Here is a 17,653-nt window from a genome sequence, read left to right as displayed (position 1 = left end):
TCATCGCCCCCTCAGCATCCTCTCGGGCACGAGTTCCCGGATCCGCAGCGCCGCGTTGACGACCGCGAGGTGGCTGAGGGCCTGGGGGAGATTGCCCCAGAACCTCCCGTCGTGCTCGGAGATCATCTCGGCGAACAGGCCCACGTCGTTGCTGCGCTCGACGAGGTCGTCCATAGCGGCGACCGCGTCCGCGTGCCGGCCGGTGCACGCGAGCGCCGACGCCCGCCAGAACGCGGACGCGACGAACGTGTGCTCCTCGGACTCGACGCCGGTGTAGCGGTACAGCAGCGCACCGGCCGACAGGTCGCGCGTGATCGCGTCGATCGTCGCGGCCATGCGGTCGCCGCGGTCGAACCCGCTCTCGGCGTGCAGCAGCACCGACGTGTCGAGGTCGGTCGTGCCCGGGTACATGACGTAGCTGCCGGCCTCGTCCGACCAGCCGTGCTCGGCCACCCACTCCCGGATGCGGTCGCGCTCGGAGCGCCACCGATCGGGGCTGCCGGGGATCTGGCCCGCCTCCGCGAGCGCCACGGCGTCATTCAGCGCCTGCCAGCAGCCCATCTTCGACGACGTGTAGTGGCGGATCTCCGGCAGCTCCCACATGCCGGAGTCGGGACGGCGCCATAGGTCGCACGTGCGGTCGGCGAGGGCCGCCAGCGAGCGCCCCGTCGCAACGTCGAGGATGTTCCCCGCCGCGACGTACGTGCGGCAGATGGCGAACAGGTCGCCGTACACGCCGAGCTGCAGCTGGCCGTGGGCGGGGTTCCCGGTGACGACCGGACCGATGCCGTGCCAGCCGCCGACGTCGTGGGTGCGCACGCCGTCGGCGATCCGGCCGTCGAGCGTGTAGAAGACCTCGGGCTCCGATCCGCCGGCGCGGATGGTGCGCAGCATCCACGAGATCGCCGCGTGCGTCTCCTCACGCAGCCCGAACTCGACGAGCGCGTGCGCGGTGTAGGCGAGGTCGCGCACCCACGCGAACCGGTAGTCCCAGTTCTTCCCGCCCCGCGGGTTCTCCGGCAGCGAGGTCGTCGCGGCGGCCGCGATCGCCCCGCTCGGCGCGTACACGAGGAGCTTCAGCGCCAGGGCGCTGCGCTGCACCTGCTCCTGCCACGGTCCGTCGTACGAGAACTCGCGCGACCAGGCCCGCCAGCCCTCGATCGTGCGGTCGATGCCGCGCTGCACGTTGCCGGGGTCGGGGAGGTGCAGCGGCTCGCCGTCGGTCGCGACGACGATGAGCACGTGCCGGGAGCCCTCCGCGGTGGCGAACCCGCCGTGAACCGACGGGGCGGCGGGGTCGTCGGCGGCGGGCTCGGGCTCGCCGTGGCCGTCGCCCACGACCGCGAGCGACACGTCACCCACGCGCAGGATCGACACGCCGTCCTGCCGCTCCACCCACGGCGCCGCCGTCTGCAGGCGCGTCCCCGGCTGCACGCGCCAACGGAACCGGATGCTGCCGCGCAGGCCCTCCACGCGGCGGGCGAGCTCGGCCCACGGCAGGCGGCCCGCCACCCCCGTGACGAGCGCGTCGGTCACGCGCGCGCGCCCGTTGCGAGTGCGATACGTCGTCTCGAGCACGTTCGTCCGCGGCACGTAACGCCGGCGCACGGTGTACTCCTCGTCCGGCTCGAGCTCGATGCATCCGCCGGTGTCGTCGTCGACGAGACGCGCGAACACCGGCATCGAGTCGAGGTTCGGCACGGGCAGCCAGTCCACCTGGCCGCGGCGGCCGATGAGCGCGACGGTGCGGCCGTCGCCGATCGCGGCGTACTCGCGGAGGTCGGGCGCGTCGGTCGAGGGGGGCGTGTCTGATGCCGGCGGCATGCCCTCACGCTACGAACAGCCCCGGGCGGGCGGCGCGGGCTTGTCGCGGGGGCGCGGACGCGGTAGCGCTAGCCGCGGCCGCGCGATCGCACAACCCCGCCCCCGTCGGAGGGGGCCCGATCTAGCGTCGAAGGACCGCGATGGAAAGGAACGTGCATGTCCCCCACTCAGCAGTCATCGACCAAGAACCGTCGTCGCCCCGCGCGCGGCGGCGCGGGTGCCGGCCTGACGAAGGAGGAGAACGCCGAGCGCGGCTTCACCGCGTCGCAGCAGCTCAGCGAGAACCTCCAGAAGGTGCTCGTCGACCTCATCGAGCTGTCGATCCAGGGCAAGCAGGCCCACTGGAACGTCGTCGGCAAGAACTTCCGCGACACGCATCTGCAGCTCGACGAGGTGATCGACGCGGCGCGCGAGTTCAGCGACACCGTCGCCGAGCGGATGCGGGCGCTGCACGCGCTGCCCGACGGCCGCAGCGACACGATGGCCGAGACGACGACGCTGCCGGAGTTCCCGCAGGGCGAGATCGACACGGCCGAGGTCATCGACCTCATCACCGAGCGCATCGATGCGGCCACCGGCACGGTGCGCGGCGTGCACGACGAGGTCGACGAGGAAGACCCCACGAGCGCCGACATCCTGCACGCGATCCTCGAGCGGCTCGAGCAGCTGTCGTGGATGGTGAGCGCCGAGAACCGCACGCCCGCCACGCGATAGAGCCCCGGGCGGCCCGCCGCAACCCCTGCGCGGCGGGCCGCGGCCGCGGCATACCGTGGCGCGCATGGCTGACATGTACACCGCCCAGGACCCCACCACGCAGTACCCGCGGCCGCCGTTCCCGCCGCAGCAGCAGGAGGGGCCCGGCGACATCCACGAGATGGACCCCGCTCCCGACCACGGCGAGGCGACGTACATCGGCAAGGGGCGCCTGCCCGGCCGGAAGGCGCTCGTCACGGGAGCCGACTCCGGCATCGGCCGCGCCGTCGCGATCGCGTACGCCCGTGAGGGCGCCGACGTCGCGCTGAGCTTCCTCCCCACCGAGCAGCGACAGGCCGAGGAGGTCGCCGAGCTCGTCCGCGCCGAAGGGCGCACCGCGGTCCTCCTTCCGGGTGACCTGCAGGAGGAGGCCACGAGCACCGAGGTGGTCGAGAAGGCCGTCGCTGAGCTCGGGGGCCTGGACATCCTGGTCCTGAACGCCGGCACGATGCCGACGGTCGACAGCATCGACGACTTCGAGACGAAGACCCTCGAGCACGTGCTCGGCGCGAACATCTACCCGCTGTTCTGGATGACCAAGGCCGCATCGCCGCACCTGCAGCCGGGCGCGGCGATCATCACGACCTCGAGCGTGCAGGGCTTCCAGCCCTCGCCGTCGCTCGCGGAGTACGCCGTGTCGAAGGCCGGCATCGCCAACTGGACGCGCGCGATGGCGCAGCAGCTCATCGAGCGCGGCATCCGGGTCAACGGCGTCGCGCCGGGGCCGGTCTGGACGCCGCTGCAGCCCGCCTTCGTGCCGAACGAGAAGATCGAGGAGTTCGGCTCGCAGACGCCGATCGGCCGCGCGGGGCAGCCGGTCGAGCTCGCGCCGGCGTTCGTCTTCCTCGCGTCGCAGGAGGCGAGCTACGTCGTCGGCGAGACGATCGCCGTGACCGGCGGCATGCCCGTCCACTGACGCCCCGCGACGTACCCGCGCTGCGCAGAACTCAGGAGAATCCGGCCCATTCGGGCCGTGCGGTCCCGGAGATGTCGTCTCGGCCTGAATTCTGTGCGGCGCGGCGGCGCCGCGGCGCGCGGGCGGTCCGCGGGTGTGACGGCGTGTGACGGGCCGGTGGGCGCGGGCGGCGGTTGGCGCCTACCGTCGCGGGAGGGCACCGGACGGTCCGGTGCACGCTGCGAGCCCGGGGGACGCATGAGCACGGTCGACATCGAGGGATGGAACTTCGCGACGCGCCAGGTGCACGCCGGCACCGAGCATCACGCGGGGCACCGTCCGCGGGCGACCCCGATCTACCTCAGCGCCGGGTTCGTGTTCGACGACTTCGCGCAGGCGTCGGGCCGGTTCGACGGCTCCGAAGACGGGCACGCCTACACGCGCGTGTCCAACCCCACGCACGCCGCCCTCGAGCGGCGCATCGCCGCACTCGAAGGCGGCGCCGGCGCGCTGTTCGTGGGGAGCGGACAGGCGGCGACCTCGACGGCCCTGCTCGCGCTCGCCGCATCCGGCGACCACATCGTGGCGTCATCGAGCCTGTACGAGGGGTCGCGCGAGTTCCTCCGCGAGACGCTGGCGCGCTTCGGCATCGCCGTGACGTTCGTCGCGGACAACGCGGATGCGGCGCAGTGGCGCCGCGCGATCACACCGCGCACGCGCGCGCTGTTCGCCGAGTCGATCCCGAACCCCAAGAACGACCTGCTCGACATCGCCGCCGTCGCCCAGGTCGCGCACGACGCGCACATCCCGCTCGTCGTGGACAACACCCTCGCGAGCCCGTACCTGCTGCGTCCGATCGAGCACGGCGCCGACATCGTCGTGCATTCGGCGAGCAAGTTCCTCTCCGGCCACGGCACGGTCCTCGGCGGCGTCGTGGTCGACGCGGGCCGGTTCGACTGGGCCGCCGATGACCGCTTCCCGCAGTTCTCACTCGAGCGCGGCCCCGACGGGCGCACTCGGATCGAACGGGCGGGCGAGTTGGCGTACCTCGACTTCGCGCGCACCCTTGCGATGCGGTTCGGCCCGGCCGCGTCGCCGCTGAACTCGTTCCTCGTGCTCCAGGGCATCGAGACGCTCTCACTGCGGGTGCAGCGGCAGTCCGACTCCGCGCTCGCCGTCGCCCGCTGGCTCGAGCGACAGCCCGAGGTCGCGGCCGTGGACTACAGCGGACTGGACTCGAGCCCGTCGCGCGACCTCGCGCGCACGTACCTGCCGCGCGGGCAGGGGTCGGTGTTCGGCGTGACGCTCCGCGGCGGTCTCGCGGCCGCCCGCGCGTTCATCGACGCCGTGACGCTGTTCACGCGGATGTCGCACCTGGGCGACGTGCGCTCGCTCGTCCTGCACCCCGGCTCGACCACGCACGTCGGCCGCACCGAGGAGGAGCGCGTCGCATCGGGCATCGACCCGGGGCTCGTGCGCCTGTCGATCGGCGTCGAAGACCCCGACGACCTCATCCGTGACCTCGCGCAGGCGCTCGTCGCCGCGCGCGCCGCGACATCCGATGCGGCGACCCCCGCCGCACCGGAGACCGCCGCGGCCGCATCCGCCCGCGTCGTCGAGGCGGGTGCGCGATGACGAAGCCGCAGCACTTCGGCTGGTTCCTCTCGCGCGGATTCGGTCCGCACGGGTGGGCGCGTCCGTACTGGCAGTGGAACCACGACTGGAAGCGGCCGGACCTGTACCAGCAGTCCGCGCGCGAGCTCGAGCAGGCGGGCTTCGACTTCCTCCTCATCGAGGACGCGCTGTCGGTGGGGATCAGCCCCGCGACGCTCGACCTGCGGGTGCGGAAGGCATACGGCGGGCCCAAGCACGATCCCTGGACCCTGGCGCCGTACCTGTTCGCCGCCACGCGCCACCTCGGGGTCATCCCGACGGCGAACCCGGCGGCGTGGCATCCGTACACCGCGGCGCGGCAGTTCGCGTCGCTCCAGCATCTGAGCGGCGACCGCGTCGGGCTCAACGTCGTGACCGACGTCGGCTCCGCGCACCACTTCGGGCAGGAGCGCCTGCCCCACGACGCCGCGTACGACCGGGCCCAGGAGTGGCTCGACGCGCTGCGGCTGCTGTGGCGCAGCTGGGACGACGACGCGCTCATCCTCGACACCGAGACCGAGATCTACGCCGACGGCACGAAGATCCGCGCGGTCGAGCACCGCGGCGCGTACTGGAGCTTCGACGGACCGCTCAACGCCGAGCCGCTCGTGCACGAGCCGGTCATCGCGTCGCCGGGAGGCTCGCCGCGGGGCATCGGGTTCGCCGCCGCGAACTCGCACATCCAGCTCGCGCTGTCGAACCTCGACGTCACCGCGATCCGCGCGTACCGCGAGCGCGTGCGCGCGGCGACGGTCGCCGCCGGACGCGACGCCGATGCGATCAAGACGCTCTTCGTGTTCAAGCCGATCGTCGCGGCCTCGGTCGAGGAGGCCGACCGGATCGTCGCCGCCTCCGCCGATCCCGACGACGCGGCGCTGCGCGCGGTCGCCGAGGCGTGGTCGAGCGACCTCGAGACCGACCTCACGGTGCTCGACCTCGACCGGCCGCTGGACGAGGGCATCTTCGGCGAGCACGTGTCGCAGGGCACGATCAAGGGGCTCCGGGGCCGGTTCGACTCGTTCGCCGACGTGCCGTTCCGCGAGATCCTCGCGGGCAAGGCGCGACTCGGGCGCATCGGCGACGGCATCAGCGGCACGGTGGGGACGGCGGGCGAGCTCGCCGACCTCATCGAGGAGCTGGGGGAGGAGGCCGATAACGACGGCCTCATCTTCTCCGGCGACCTGCATCCGGTGACGGTGCACCGCGCCCTCGACGAGCTCGTGCCGATCCTGCGGCGCCGCGGCATCCTGCGCGACGACTACGTCGCAGGCGGTCTCGCCGCCAACCTCGACGCGTTCTGACCTGCGCGGCGGAGGCGACCGCTGCCCGAGCGCCGGCCGGATCAGGCAAATCGGCCGGATGCAGTACTTTTCGACGGAATTCGTGCTGATCTCGACCGATTCGCCTGATCTCGCGGCGCGCGGTGGCCGCCCGGCGGAGGGTCAGAGGGCGGAGAGCGCCTGGTCGAGGTCGGCGCGCAGGTCGTCGACGTCTTCGATGCCGACCGACAGGCGCACGACCTCGGCGGGCACCGCGAGCTCCGTGCCGCGCACGGAGGCGTGCGTCATGGCGTCGGGGTAGTTCACGAGCGACTCGACGCCGCCGAGCGACTCGGCGAGCTGGAACACCCGCAGCGACTCCGCGAAGCGGCGGGCGGATTCGGCGTCCTCGAGCGCGACCGAGACGATCCCGCCGAAGCCCGTCATCTGGCGCCGCGCGATGTCGTGCCCGGGGTGGGCGGGAAGACCGGGGTAGTACACGTGCGCGACGCGGTCGTCGGCGTCGAGGAACTCGGCGAGGGCGAGTCCGTTCTCACTGTGCCGCTGCATCCGCAGCGCGAGCGTCTTGATGCCGCGCGTGGTCAGCCACGCGTCCATGGGGCCCGACACGGCGCCGGCGGCGAACTGCAGGAACGTGGTCTTCTCGGCCAGGGCGTCGTCGTCGAGCACGAGCGCCCCGCCGACGACGTCGGAGTGCCCGCCGAGGTACTTCGTCGTCGAGTGCACGACGACATCGGCGCCGTGCGCGAGCGGACGCTGCAGCGCCGGCGAGGCGAACGTGTTGTCCACCACGACGAGGGAGCCCGCGTCGTGACCGAGCTGCGCGAGCCCCGCGATGTCGGTGACGCGCAGGAGCGGGTTGCTCGGCGTCTCGACCCACAGGATGGTCGGCGCCTTCTCAGCGACGGCCGCGCGCACGTGATCGAGGTCGCTCATGTCGACGATCCGCAGCCCCACGCCCCACGGTCCGAGCACGCGTGCGAGCAGGCGGTACGTGCCGCCGTAGACGTCGTTGCCGAGGAGCACGTCGTCGCCGGGCTTCAGCGCCGCACGCAGCAGCGCGTCCTCGGCCGCCAGGCCCGACGCGAACGACAGCGCGTGCCGCCCACCTTCGAGCGCGGCGAGCTGCTCCTGCAGCGCGGTGCGGGTGGGGTTGCCGCTGCGGCCGTACTCCCACCCTCCGCGCAGGCCCCCGATGCCGTCCTGCACGAACGTCGTGGAGAAGTGCACGGGCGGGATCACGGCGCCGGTCGTGGCGTCGGCGGCCTGCCCGGCGTGCACGGCGAGGCTGTCGAACGAGAGGGCGGACGGGTCGACGGTCACGAGAGGGCTCCTGCGGATTCGGATGCGGCGGAGGACGGACGGGCGGATGCGGCGTCGAGGGCGTCGCGCGTCAGCACGGCGACGGGGCGTCCCTCGCGGGCGACGACGACGGCGCCGCGCTCGTCGAGCGCGGCGCGCGCCTCGTCGAGCGGGCTGCCGACGCCGACGACCGGAAGCGGCGCGCCGGCGAGGTCGCCCACGGATGCGGCGGGGTCGGCGGCGCCGAGCGTGTCGAGCGTCACGGCACCCGCGATCTCGCCGAGCACGGGCTCGGGATGCGCCGACACGACGCCGATCGCGACCCCGGCGCCGCGCAGCGCGTCGATCGCGTCGGCGGCGGCGAGACCGGGGGACAGGACGGGGATCGTCGCCGCGTCGGCGAGGGACGCGAGCGGCGCGCCGTCCGCGGCGTCGTCGGTCGCGAAGCCGCGGCGCCGCATCCAGCCGTCGTCGAACACCTTCGCGAGGTATCCGCGCCCGGAGTCGGGCAGGAGCACGACGACGACGGCGTCGGCGGGCAGGTCGCGGGCGGCGCGGAGCGCGGCGACGACCGCCATGCCGCTCGAGCCCCCGACGAGGAGGCCCTCCTCGCGGGCGAGCCGGCGGGTCATCGCGAACGCCTCGGCGTCGGTCACGGGGATGATCTCGTCGACGACGCTGCCGTCGTAGGCGCCGGGCCAGAAGTCCTCGCCGACGCCCTCGACGAAGTACGGGCGTCCCGTGCCGCCGGAGTAGATCGAGCCCTCGGGGTCGGCCCCGACGATGCGCACCGCACCGCCGGAGACCTCCTTGAGGTAGCGGCCGGTGCCGCTGATCGTGCCGCCCGTGCCGACCCCGGCGACGAAGTGCGTGAGGCCGCCGTCGGTGTCGCGCCAGATCTCGGGCCCCGTGGACTCGTAGTGGCTGCGCGGCCCGTTCGGGTTGTCGTACTGGTTCGGCATGTATGCGCCGGGGGTCTCGGCGACGATCCGCCGCGACACGCTGTAGTACGAGCGCGGGTCGTCGGGGGCGACGGCGGTCGGCGCCACCACGACCTCCGCACCGTACGCGCGCAGCACGGCCCGTTTGTCCTCGGCCACCTTGTCGGGCACGACGAACACGCAGCGGTAGCCGCGCTGCTGCGCGACGAGGGCGAGTCCGACGCCGGTGTTGCCGCTGGTCGGCTCGACGATCGTGCCGCCGGGCTTCAGGTCGCCCGACGCCTCAGCGGCGTCGACGATGTTCGCGGCGATGCGGTCCTTCGACGAGCCGCCCGGATTGACGAACTCGATCTTGGCGAGGACCGTGGCGGCGATGCCGTCGGTCACGCGGTTCAGGCGGACGAGGGGGGTGTTGCCGATGAGGTCGGTCACGCTCGAGGCGTAGCGCACGGATGCATTCCTTCGGTCTCCGCGCGGCGCGCGGCGGTGCGGACGGGGTCGTCGGGGCGAGCGCGAGGCGCTCAGCGACAACAACGACAGGTCTGCACGCCCCCAGCATATCCGCGCGACTGCGCGCCGCAAGCCGTGTGACGGGCGGGGTCCCGGATGCGGCGCTACGGCGCCGTGCGCAGGCACGCCTCCAGCGCGACCCACGGCAGCATCGCGCACTTCACTCGGGTCACCAGGCGCGCGACGCCCGCGAACGCGGCCGCATCGCCGAGGCTCTCGGCCGGCTCGACCTCGCCGGCGCCGCGGAGCATGGCGCGGAAGTCGTCGATGAGCTGCTGCGCCTCGGTCCGCGGAAGGCCGGTGGCCAGCTCCGTCAGCATCGACGCGGACGCCGTCGAGATGCTGCATCCGTGCCCGTCCCACACGAGCGTCGTGATGCGGTCGTCGGCGGAGAGCGTGACGCCCACCGTGACCTCGTCGCCGCACGTGGGGTTCAGCTCGTGGTGCGTGACGGCCGCGGCCGAGACGTCGCCCCGGCCGACCGGGCGCCGGCTGTGGTCGAGGATGACTTCGCGGTACAGGTCGTCGAGTCCGCTCATCGGTCGGCTCCGAAGTACGCGCGCACTCCGGCGAGCGCGTCGCCGAGCGCGGCGACGTCGTCGGCGTCGGTGTAGACGTAGGCGCTCGCGCGCGTCGTGGCGTGCACGCCCAGGCGCCGGTGCAGCGGCTGCGCGCAGTGGTGCCCCGTGCGCACGACCACGCCGCGGTCGTCGAGGAACTGGCCGACATCGTGCGCGTGGACGCCGTCGACGACGAAGCTCACGAGCCCCGCGCGCGGCGCTCCGGCTGCCGGGCCGACGACGTGGACGCCCGGGATCGCGGCCACGGTGTCGTACAGGAGGGCGGCGAGCTCGTCCTCGTGCGCCGCGACGACGTCCATGCCGATGCCGTCCAGGTAGTCGGCGGCCGCGGCGAAGCCCACGGCCTGGACGACCGGCTGGGTGCCCGGCTCGAAGCGGTGCGGCGGCGGGAGGAACTCGGCGCGCTCGAGCGTCACCGTCGTGATGGCCGATCCGCCGGTGCGGCCCGGGGGGAGGGAGGCGAGCAGCTCGGAGCGCCCGTAGAGGCCGCCGATGCCGGTCGGCCCGAGCATCTTGTGCGCCGAGAATGCCGCGAAGTCGACGCCGAGCGCTCGCACGTCGACCGGGCGGTGGGGCACCGACTGGCACGCGTCGAGGATCGTCGCCGCGCCCACGGCGGCGGCGAGCTCGACGACATCGGCGACGGGGGCGATGAATCCCGTGACGTTCGAGACGTGCGCGAACGCGATGAGGCGCGTGCGCGCGCCCACGACCTGGCGCATCGCGTCGATCGTCCACGTGCCGTCGTCGGCCACGGGCACGACGCGCAGCACGGCGCCCGTGCGCGCGGCGAGCCGCTGCCACGGCACGAGGTTGGCGTGGTGCTCGGCCTCGGTGACGACGATCTCGTCGCCCGTTCGCAGCGCGAGGCGGCCGGTTCCCTCCAGCGCCGCCTCCGTGAACGACCACGCGAGCAGATTCAGGGCGTCGGTCGCGTTCGCGGTCCACACCAGCTCGTCCTCGCCCGCGCCGATGAAGGAGGCGACGCGCGACCGGGCGCGCTCGAACGCGGCCGTCGCCGACCCGGTGGCGGCGCTCGAGCCGCGGTGCACGGCGGCGTACGCATCCTCGGTGAAGGTGCGCTGCGCGTCCAGCACGACGGCCGGCGGCTGCGAGGTGGCCGCCGAATCGAGCAGGACCTGCCCGGGCCGGTGCGAGAAGACGGGGAAGTCGTCCCGCGGGGCGACGGTGCCGCGGGTGACACGCGCGGGCGCGGCGGTGTGGTGATTCGACGTGGACATGGATCCTCCCGGCCCGACGGGCCTCCTCCATCCTCCCCGATCGCCGGGGCCGGCGGCGCGTATCAGAGCCTGATGGCCCCGTCAACGGCGGGATGCCGCGACCGCCCGGGGGCTAGCTTCGCTCGTGTACGACCCTCGCGACTCATCCGCCGCGGACCGGTGTTCGGGTCACCGCATCCGCCTGCGGCGCGGGGTGGACGGCCCCCGGCGCGCAGGGCTTGCGCCTCCGGGGGCCGTCGTCTTCTCAGCGCTCGGCGCGCGCGAGGTTGGCAGCGAGCTCCTCGCGGTTCTGCCGGATGCCGTACGCGGGACGGTCGCGCTCGACGCGCCAGCTGTCGGCGAGAGGGCCGATGTTCACGGTGTCGAAGCCGAACTCGTCGTAGATCCGCGTGACGAGCTCGACCGCCTCGGAAGAGTCGCTCGCCGTCGCCAGCGCACGGCGGTTCGGCGTCCCGGCGGGCGTGCCGTCGCTGAGGATCTCGGCGGCGCCGATGTGGTTGAACGCCTTCACGACCGTCGACTGCGGGAGGTGCTCCTGCAGCATCTGCGAGGTCGTCGTCTGCTTGTCGTCGAGCGCGGCGATGTGGCCGTCGCGCTCCCAGTAGTAGTTGTTGGTGTCCAGCACGATCTTGCCCGCCAGCGGCGCGACGGGGATGTCGCGGTAGGCCTTGAGAGGAACGGTGACGACGACGAACTCGCCCGCCTCGGCGGCCTGCTCCGCCGTGCCGGCGGTGACGTCGCCGTCGATTCCGTCGACGAGGTCGGCGAGGGTCTCGGGCCCGCGCGAGTTGGCGATCACGACCGAGTAGCCGCGCGCGGCGAACCCGCGTGCGAGGGCCGAACCGATGTTTCCTGCTCCGATGATTCCCACAGTGGTCATGCCGGGTGCAACGCCGCGTCGGCCGGGGAATTCCCCGCTCCCGGCGGCGTCCGCGGCGACGATAGGGTGGGCTGGCCGATGCCCCGAGCCGAGACGAGCCGCTCATGACCACGACGCCCCCCGGATGGTACGACGACGGGCGTGGTGCCCTGCGCTGGTGGGATGGCGCGCAGTGGACCGAGCACGTCCACACACCCGATGCGCCTGCGGCGGCGCCGTCCGAGCCCGCCGCCGCGGTCACCGGGCCCACACCGGATGCGGCGGCCGAGCACCACGACGCCCCACCGGCGCCCGGCTACCCGGGCGCGGCACCGGCCGCGGGATACCCCGGCTACCCGGGGGCGGCCACGTCGCCGGCCGGGCCCGATGCATCCGGCTACCCGCCCGCGGCGCCGCCCGCGCCCGCGCCGAAGTCGAAGCTGTGGATCCTGTGGGTCGTGCTCGGCGGCGTCGTGCTCCTGTTCGTCGTGCTCGCTGCGATCCTCATCCCGCTCCTGATCGGCTGGTTCACGGCCGCGTCCACGAGCGGCGCGAGCGGATCGACCGACGACGAGCGCGCCGCCGTCCAGGCGGTCGAGGTGTACGACGACGCGTACGACAGCGCCGACTGCGACGAGTTCGAGCAGTCGACGACCCAGGAGTACCGCGACAGCTTCGGCTACACCGACTGCGCGTCGTTCGAGAGCCAGTCCGAGCAGTTCCAGGACGCCACCGACGACTACGACCTGAAGGTCGTCGAGGTGCGGACGATCTCCTCCGACACGATCGAAGTCGACACGGTCGAGAACTACCTGTCCTTGTACGACGAGGAGGGGAACCCCCTCGACGAGCCCGAGCAGGTGACCGACACGCTCACGTACACGCTCGTGCCGGCCGACGGAGGGTGGGCGATCGACTCGCTCGACGTCTCGCAATGACGGAAGGCGTCACCACGCGCCGGGGCGTGCGCTTCGTCCTGACGTGCATCGGGGTGGGCCTGCTCGCGGGGCTCATGTCGGGCCTGTTCGGCGTCGGCGGCGGCACCGTGATCGTGCCGCTGCTCGTGCTCCTGCTCGGCTTCGACCAGCGCCGCGCGGCGGGCACCTCGCTCGCGGCTATCGTGCCCACCGCCACCGTCGGCGTGATCTCCTACGCGGTGACGGGGTCGGTCGCGTGGATCCCCGCCCTGATCCTCGCCGCCGGCGCGGTGATCGGCGCGCAGGTCGGCACATGGCTGCTGCCGCGCGTGCCGCAGACGGCGCTGCGGTGGGCGTTCGTGGCGTTCCTCGTCGCGGTGATCGTGAGCCTGTTCCTCATCATCCCCTCGCGCGACGCCGAGCTGGAGCTCACGTGGGTGACCGGCCCCGGGCTCGCGGTGCTCGGCATCGTCACGGGCGTGCTCGCGGGCCTCCTCGGTGTCGGGGGCGGCATCATCGTCGTGCCCGCGCTCCTGCTGCTGTTCGGCACGAGCGACCTCGTCGCCAAGGGCACGTCGCTGCTCATGATGATCCCGACCGCGATCTCGGGCACGGTCGGCAATCTCCGCCGCCGCAACGTCGACCTCGTCGCGGCGGCGCTCGTGGGCCTCGCCGCGTGCACGACGACGGCGCTCGGCGCTCTCATCGCCACGCACATCGACCCGTTCGTCGGCAACGTCCTGTTCGCGGCGTTCCTCGTCTTCATCGCATCGCAGATGGCGGTCCGCGCGATCCGCGGCCGTCGTCAGCGCTGACGGCGCGGGAGGCGGCCGCCGATAGGATGGGCCGGTGCCAGTGAACCCCGAGCTGGTCGGCCGCGCCTTCGCGCCGACCGCGCCGTACCTCGTCGGGCGGGAGAAGGTGCGCGAGTTCGCGCGCGCCGTGTTCGCCGACGCCTCCGTTCACCACGACCCGGATGCGGCACGCGCCGCCGGGTACGCCGACGTCGTCGCGCCGCCGACCTTCGCGATGGTCGTGCAGGATCTGACGCTCCAGCAGCTGCTCGGCGACCCCGACGCGGGGATCGAGCTCGCGCGCACCATCCACGCCGAGCAGCGCTTCCGCTACACCCGGCCGATCGTCGCCGGCGATGAGCTGACCGCGACGCTGTCGGTCACGGGCATCCGCACGATGGGCGGGAACGCCATGGTCACGAGCGACGCCGAGATCGTCGACGCCGACGGCGCCCACGTCGTCACCGCGACCTCGGTGCTGCTCGTGGGGGAGGCGCCGGCATGACCGCGGTCGGAGACGTCGTCGGCGAACGCCGCGTGCACCTCGACCGCGCGTCGCTCGTGCGCTACGCCGGGGCATCCGGAGACTTCAACCCCATCCACTACCGCGACGACGTCGCGGCCGAGGTGGGCCTTCCGGGCGTGCTCGCCCACGGCATGTTGACGATGGGGCTCGCGGTGGGCGCCCTGGCCGAGTGGCTGGGCGACCCCGGACGCATCCTCGAGTACGGCGTGCGGTTCACGCGGCCGGTCGTGGTCGATCCGCGCGAGGGCGCCGACGTCGACGTCGCGGCGAAGGTCGGGGCCATCGACGGCGACGTCGTGCGCGTCGACCTCACGGTGACCCACGCGGGCACGACCGTGCTCGGCAAGGCGCAGGTGCGCGTCCGCGCGTGACATGCCCGCGATCGATCCGCTCCCGCTCTCGCGCCTCACGACGCTGCGCACCGGCGCCGAGCCCGCGCGCCTGGTCGTGGCGGAGACGGCCGACGAGCTCGTCGACACGCTCCGCGACACGTGGGCGAGCGGCGAGCCGTGGCTCGTCGTGGGCGGCGGGTCGAACCTGTTCGCGGGCGACGAGCCGTTCGAGGGCACCGTCGTGCTCGTGCGCTCGCGCGGCATCGAGCGGCGGCCCGGCTCGCGGCCCGGCACCGTGCGCGTGCGCGTGCAGGCGGGGCACGACTGGGACGACCTCGTCGCGACGACAGTCGCGGAGGGGCTCGCCGGCATCGAGGCGATGTCGGGCATCCCCGGCACCGTCGGCGCAGCGCCGGTGCAGAACGTGGGCGCCTACGGGCAGGAGATCGTGCAGACCCTCGTCGAGGTCGAGCTGCTGGACGAGGCGACGGGCGAGCTGTCGACCGTGCCGGCGGCGGACCTCGGGCTCGGCTTCCGCACGTCCGTGCTCAAGCACCACTACGGATCGGTGCCGCAGCGCGTCGGGGTGATCGTGTCGGTGACGCTCGAGCTCGAGGAGGTCGGCGGCGAGCCGCGCGAGGTCGCGGGCCAGCAGCTGCGCTCCGCGCTCGGCCTCGAGCCCGGTGCATCCGTGTCGCTCGCGTGGATCCGCGATCACGTGCTCGCCACACGTCGGCGCAAGGGCATGGTGCTCGACGAGGACGACCCCGACACCTGGAGCGCCGGATCGTTCTTCCAGAATGCGATCGTGTCGGAGGCGTTCGCCCGGACGCTGCCGCCGGAATGCCCGCGCTGGCCGCTCGCACCCGAGCTCGCGCCCGTGCTCGTGATCCCCCTCGCCGCGTTCGACGGCGTCGTGCCGCCGCCGGTCGTGGCGCCCGCGCAGGTGAAGGTCAGCGCGGCGTGGCTCATCGAGCACGCGGGCGTGCACAAGGGCTTCCGCTTCCCGCGGTCGCGCGCGGGCCTGTCCACCAAGCACACGCTCGCCCTCACCAACCGCGGCGGAGCAACGGCCGAGGAGATCGCCGAACTCGCGCGCTTCGTGCAGCAGCGCGTGCAGTCGGAGTTCGGGCTCATCCTCCAGCCCGAGCCGGTCCTCGTGAACGTGGAGCTCTGATCCGCTCAGCGTGACACGCGGCCGAGTTCGGCCATGGCGTCCAGCAGCGTCGCATAGACGACGCTCGGATCGCGGTCGTGCCAGTCGGTGTCGCTCTCACGAGCGCCCTGCCCGCGTGTGCCGGTGTCCGGTTCGTACAGCCACCAGATGTTGCGCCACGGATCCTGGACACGGGCCAGCCGGAACCCGCCGTAGAAGTCGGAGATCGGCGTGATGAGCGTCGCGCCGAGCGCCTGGGCTCTGTCGATGCACTCGCGCGCGTCGGCGACGTAGATCTGGAGGAACGCCGGCGTGAACGGCCAGCCCTCCTTCGTGTCGCTGAGCATGATCGTCGCATTCCCGACGACCACCTCGGCGTGGATGATCGAGCCATCCCGATCGGGCGTCCGCACCTGTTCGACTTCGGCGCCGCCGAAGACGGCTTGGACGAAGCGGATGAAGCCGCGGGCGTCGGCGGTGATCACGAACGGATTGACGGTGTTGTGACCCGAGGGGAGGGGTGTCGTTCCGATGGACATCTCTTCATCGTCCTCCGGGCCGCCGACACCCGCGCGATGGGACGGACAGTCCCGATACGGTGGGAGGACTGCCCGCGACCGCGTCGGATGACGCAGGAGGAGACGCCCCCATGGAACTGGCCGCGCTCGGAGCCGTCGGACTGCTCGTGGCGATCGGGGTGGGCGTTCTCGTCGTCCTCCTCGTGATCGTGCTCATCCTCATCCGCGCGTGGTACCGCGTGGCCAAGGCCGACGAGGCCCTCGTGATCGTCGGGAAGCGTCAGAAGGGCGCCACCGGCGACTCCCGCATCACGGTGATCACCGGCGGCGGCGCCATCGTCAACCCGCTCACGCAGCGCGCCGAGATGATCTCGCTGCGCGCCCGCCAGATCAAGATGGAGCCGACCGCGCAGTCCTCCAACGGCGTCACCGTCAACGTCAGCGGCGTCGCGCTCGTGAAGATCGGCTCCGACCCCGAGTCGGTCCGCCGTGCCGCCGAGCGCTTCGCGTCGCAGGACAAGGCGATCGAGCAGTTCACGACCGAGCAGCTCGAGGGTGCGCTGCGCGGCGTCGTGGCGACCCTCACGGTCGAGGAGCTCATGCGCGACCGGCAGCGCCTGTCGGACCAGATCGCCGAGGGCATCAAGAGCGACCTGTCGTCCCAGGGCCTCATCCTCGACTCGTTCCAGATCCAGGGCATCACCGACTCGAACGGCTACATCTCCGCCCTCGGCGCCACCGAGGTCGAGCGCGTCAAGCGCGAGGCCGAGGTCGCGCGCATCAACGCCGAGCGCGAGATCCGCGCACGCCAGATCGCCACCGACGAGGCGAACCTCATCGAGCAGACGCAGCTGGACAAGAACACCGCCGCCGCAAAGGCCGAGGTCGGGCGCGCCAACGCGGAGGCCGAGCAGGCCGAGGCGCTCGCGCGGGCCGAGCGCCAGCAGGCGGTGCTCGTGCAGGAGGCGCAGAACACGCAGGCGCGGCTGGAGTCCGAGGTCAATCGCGTCGCCGACGCCGACCTGTACCAGCGCCAGAAGGACGCCGACGCCGACGCGTACGCCCTCATCAAGGCGGCCGAGGCGCAGGCGCAGATCGCCGCGCAGGAGGCGACGGCCAAGCGCCTGCGCGCCGAGGCCGACGCCGACGCCATCCGGGTCGCCGGTGAGGCGCGGGCCGCCGCCATCCGCGCCGAGGCGGAGGCCCTCGCCCAGAACCAGGAGGCGCTGCTCGCCCAGCGCGCGCTCGAGGCGCTCGTGCCGATGATGGCCGAGTTCGCGAAGGGCTACGACAAGGTCGGCTCTGTCACCGTCCTCGGCGGCGAGGGCGCGAGCGGGCACCTCGCCGCGGAGTCCGCGACGGGGCTGCGCGCCTCGTTCGACGCCGTGCGCGCCGCGACCGGCATCGACCTGACCGCGATCATCCAGGGCCGCGCCGTGGGCGAAGCATTGGCGGATGCGGCGCACCGCGACGGCACCGCCCCGTCCGCTCCCGCCGCATCGGCGCCCGAGGCCTGATCCGCGAGCGCTTCGTCTCGCTGAGCGAGGAGCGAAGCGACCCACGCGGACGGG

Annotated in this window: 17 protein-coding genes; 10 read left to right on the top strand and 7 right to left on the bottom strand. The window is 73.0% G+C overall.

Annotation, left to right across the window (positions count from 1 at the left end; all coding sequences use genetic code 11):
• Positions 1-1,824, bottom strand: coding sequence for a glycoside hydrolase family 15 protein (locus EI169_RS13445; RefSeq protein ID WP_125132793.1), 1,824 nt, complete (start codon positions 1,822-1,824; stop codon positions 1-3).
• Positions 1,825-1,980: 156 nt separating this feature from the next.
• Here EI169_RS13445 and EI169_RS13440 point away from each other — a divergent pair, with 156 nt between their 5' ends.
• The 4 genes from EI169_RS13440 to EI169_RS13425 all read left to right on the top strand — a co-directional run bounded on the left by EI169_RS13440 (position 1,981) and on the right by EI169_RS13425 (position 6,426).
• Positions 1,981-2,538 carry a DNA starvation/stationary phase protection protein gene (locus EI169_RS13440; protein ID WP_125132792.1) on the top strand — a complete coding sequence of 186 codons (558 nt, stop codon included), beginning with the start codon at positions 1,981-1,983 and terminating at the stop codon, positions 2,536-2,538.
• A gap of 64 nt (positions 2,539-2,602) precedes the next feature.
• Positions 2,603-3,493 carry an SDR family oxidoreductase gene (locus EI169_RS13435; protein ID WP_125132791.1) on the top strand — a complete coding sequence of 297 codons (891 nt, stop codon included), beginning with the start codon at positions 2,603-2,605 and terminating at the stop codon, positions 3,491-3,493.
• 237 nt (positions 3,494-3,730) lie between these two features.
• Positions 3,731-5,107 carry an O-acetylhomoserine aminocarboxypropyltransferase/cysteine synthase family protein gene (locus EI169_RS13430; RefSeq protein WP_125132790.1) on the top strand — a complete coding sequence of 459 codons (1,377 nt, stop codon included), beginning with the start codon at positions 3,731-3,733 and terminating at the stop codon, positions 5,105-5,107.
• Entirely contained in the window at positions 5,104-6,426 is a 1,323-nt protein-coding gene (locus EI169_RS13425; RefSeq protein ID WP_125132789.1) for an LLM class flavin-dependent oxidoreductase, read from the top strand. Before EI169_RS13430 ends, EI169_RS13425 begins: the two co-directional genes overlap by 4 nt.
• Positions 6,427-6,567: 141 nt before the next feature.
• On the opposite strand, the gene EI169_RS13420 is transcribed toward EI169_RS13425, so the two are convergent.
• The 5 genes from EI169_RS13420 to EI169_RS13400 form a co-directional block, all read right to left on the bottom strand.
• Positions 6,568-7,728 carry a cystathionine gamma-synthase gene (locus EI169_RS13420; protein WP_125132788.1) on the bottom strand — a complete coding sequence of 387 codons (1,161 nt, stop codon included), beginning with the start codon at positions 7,726-7,728 and terminating at the stop codon, positions 6,568-6,570.
• A complete protein-coding gene (locus EI169_RS13415; RefSeq protein ID WP_125132787.1) occupies positions 7,725-9,098 on the bottom strand; it encodes a cystathionine beta-synthase in 1,374 nt (457 codons plus the stop codon). Before EI169_RS13415 ends, EI169_RS13420 begins: the two co-directional genes overlap by 4 nt.
• A gap of 164 nt (positions 9,099-9,262) precedes the next feature.
• Positions 9,263-9,697 carry a Fe-S cluster assembly sulfur transfer protein SufU gene (gene sufU / locus EI169_RS13410; protein WP_125132786.1) on the bottom strand — a complete coding sequence of 145 codons (435 nt, stop codon included), beginning with the start codon at positions 9,695-9,697 and terminating at the stop codon, positions 9,263-9,265.
• Positions 9,694-10,980 (bottom strand): SufS family cysteine desulfurase, encoded by a 1,287-nt coding sequence (locus tag EI169_RS13405; protein WP_125132785.1) that lies wholly within the window; start codon positions 10,978-10,980, stop codon positions 9,694-9,696. Before EI169_RS13405 ends, sufU begins: the two co-directional genes overlap by 4 nt.
• A gap of 244 nt (positions 10,981-11,224) precedes the next feature.
• Positions 11,225-11,860: an NADPH-dependent F420 reductase gene (locus tag EI169_RS13400; RefSeq protein WP_125132784.1), complete on the bottom strand. Its 636-nt coding sequence runs from the start codon at positions 11,858-11,860 to the stop codon at positions 11,225-11,227.
• A 104-nt stretch (positions 11,861-11,964) separates the two neighbouring features.
• Here EI169_RS13400 and EI169_RS13395 point away from each other — a divergent pair, with 104 nt between their 5' ends.
• The 5 genes from EI169_RS13395 to EI169_RS13375 are packed head-to-tail and all read left to right on the top strand — an operon-like array spanning position 11,965 to position 15,585.
• The gene (locus EI169_RS13395) at positions 11,965-12,777 is read left to right on the top strand and encodes a DUF2510 domain-containing protein (RefSeq protein WP_125132783.1); all 813 of its coding nucleotides are present in this window, start codon (positions 11,965-11,967) and stop codon (positions 12,775-12,777) included.
• Positions 12,774-13,571, top strand: coding sequence for a sulfite exporter TauE/SafE family protein (locus EI169_RS13390; protein ID WP_125133485.1), 798 nt, complete (start codon positions 12,774-12,776; stop codon positions 13,569-13,571). Before EI169_RS13395 ends, EI169_RS13390 begins: the two co-directional genes overlap by 4 nt.
• A gap of 34 nt (positions 13,572-13,605) precedes the next feature.
• Complete coding sequence (locus EI169_RS13385) at positions 13,606-14,055, top strand: MaoC family dehydratase N-terminal domain-containing protein (protein WP_125132782.1); 450 nt, start codon at positions 13,606-13,608, stop codon at positions 14,053-14,055.
• A complete protein-coding gene (locus EI169_RS13380) occupies positions 14,052-14,447 on the top strand; it encodes a MaoC/PaaZ C-terminal domain-containing protein (RefSeq protein ID WP_125132781.1) in 396 nt (131 codons plus the stop codon). Before EI169_RS13385 ends, EI169_RS13380 begins: the two co-directional genes overlap by 4 nt.
• Position 14,448: 1 nt before the next feature.
• Positions 14,449-15,585, top strand: a complete 1,137-nt coding sequence (locus EI169_RS13375) for a UDP-N-acetylmuramate dehydrogenase (RefSeq protein ID WP_125132780.1) — start codon at positions 14,449-14,451, stop codon at positions 15,583-15,585.
• Positions 15,586-15,590: 5 nt separating this feature from the next.
• On the opposite strand, the gene EI169_RS13370 is transcribed toward EI169_RS13375, so the two are convergent.
• On the bottom strand, positions 15,591-16,103 hold the full coding sequence (locus tag EI169_RS13370; protein WP_125132779.1) for a VOC family protein: 513 nt from the start codon (positions 16,101-16,103) through the stop codon (positions 15,591-15,593).
• Positions 16,104-16,213: 110 nt separating this feature from the next.
• Here EI169_RS13370 and EI169_RS13365 point away from each other — a divergent pair, with 110 nt between their 5' ends.
• Positions 16,214-17,599, top strand: a complete 1,386-nt coding sequence (locus tag EI169_RS13365; RefSeq protein ID WP_125132778.1) for a flotillin family protein — start codon at positions 16,214-16,216, stop codon at positions 17,597-17,599.
• The last annotated feature ends 54 nt before the right edge of the window (positions 17,600-17,653 follow it).

The sequence above is a fragment of the Microbacterium sp. 10M-3C3 genome, from assembly GCF_003931875.1.
Lineage (GTDB): Bacteria > Actinomycetota > Actinomycetes > Actinomycetales > Microbacteriaceae > Microbacterium.
Note: the sequence above shows the minus strand (reverse complement) of the source record. Positions and strands in the feature narration are given on the sequence as shown.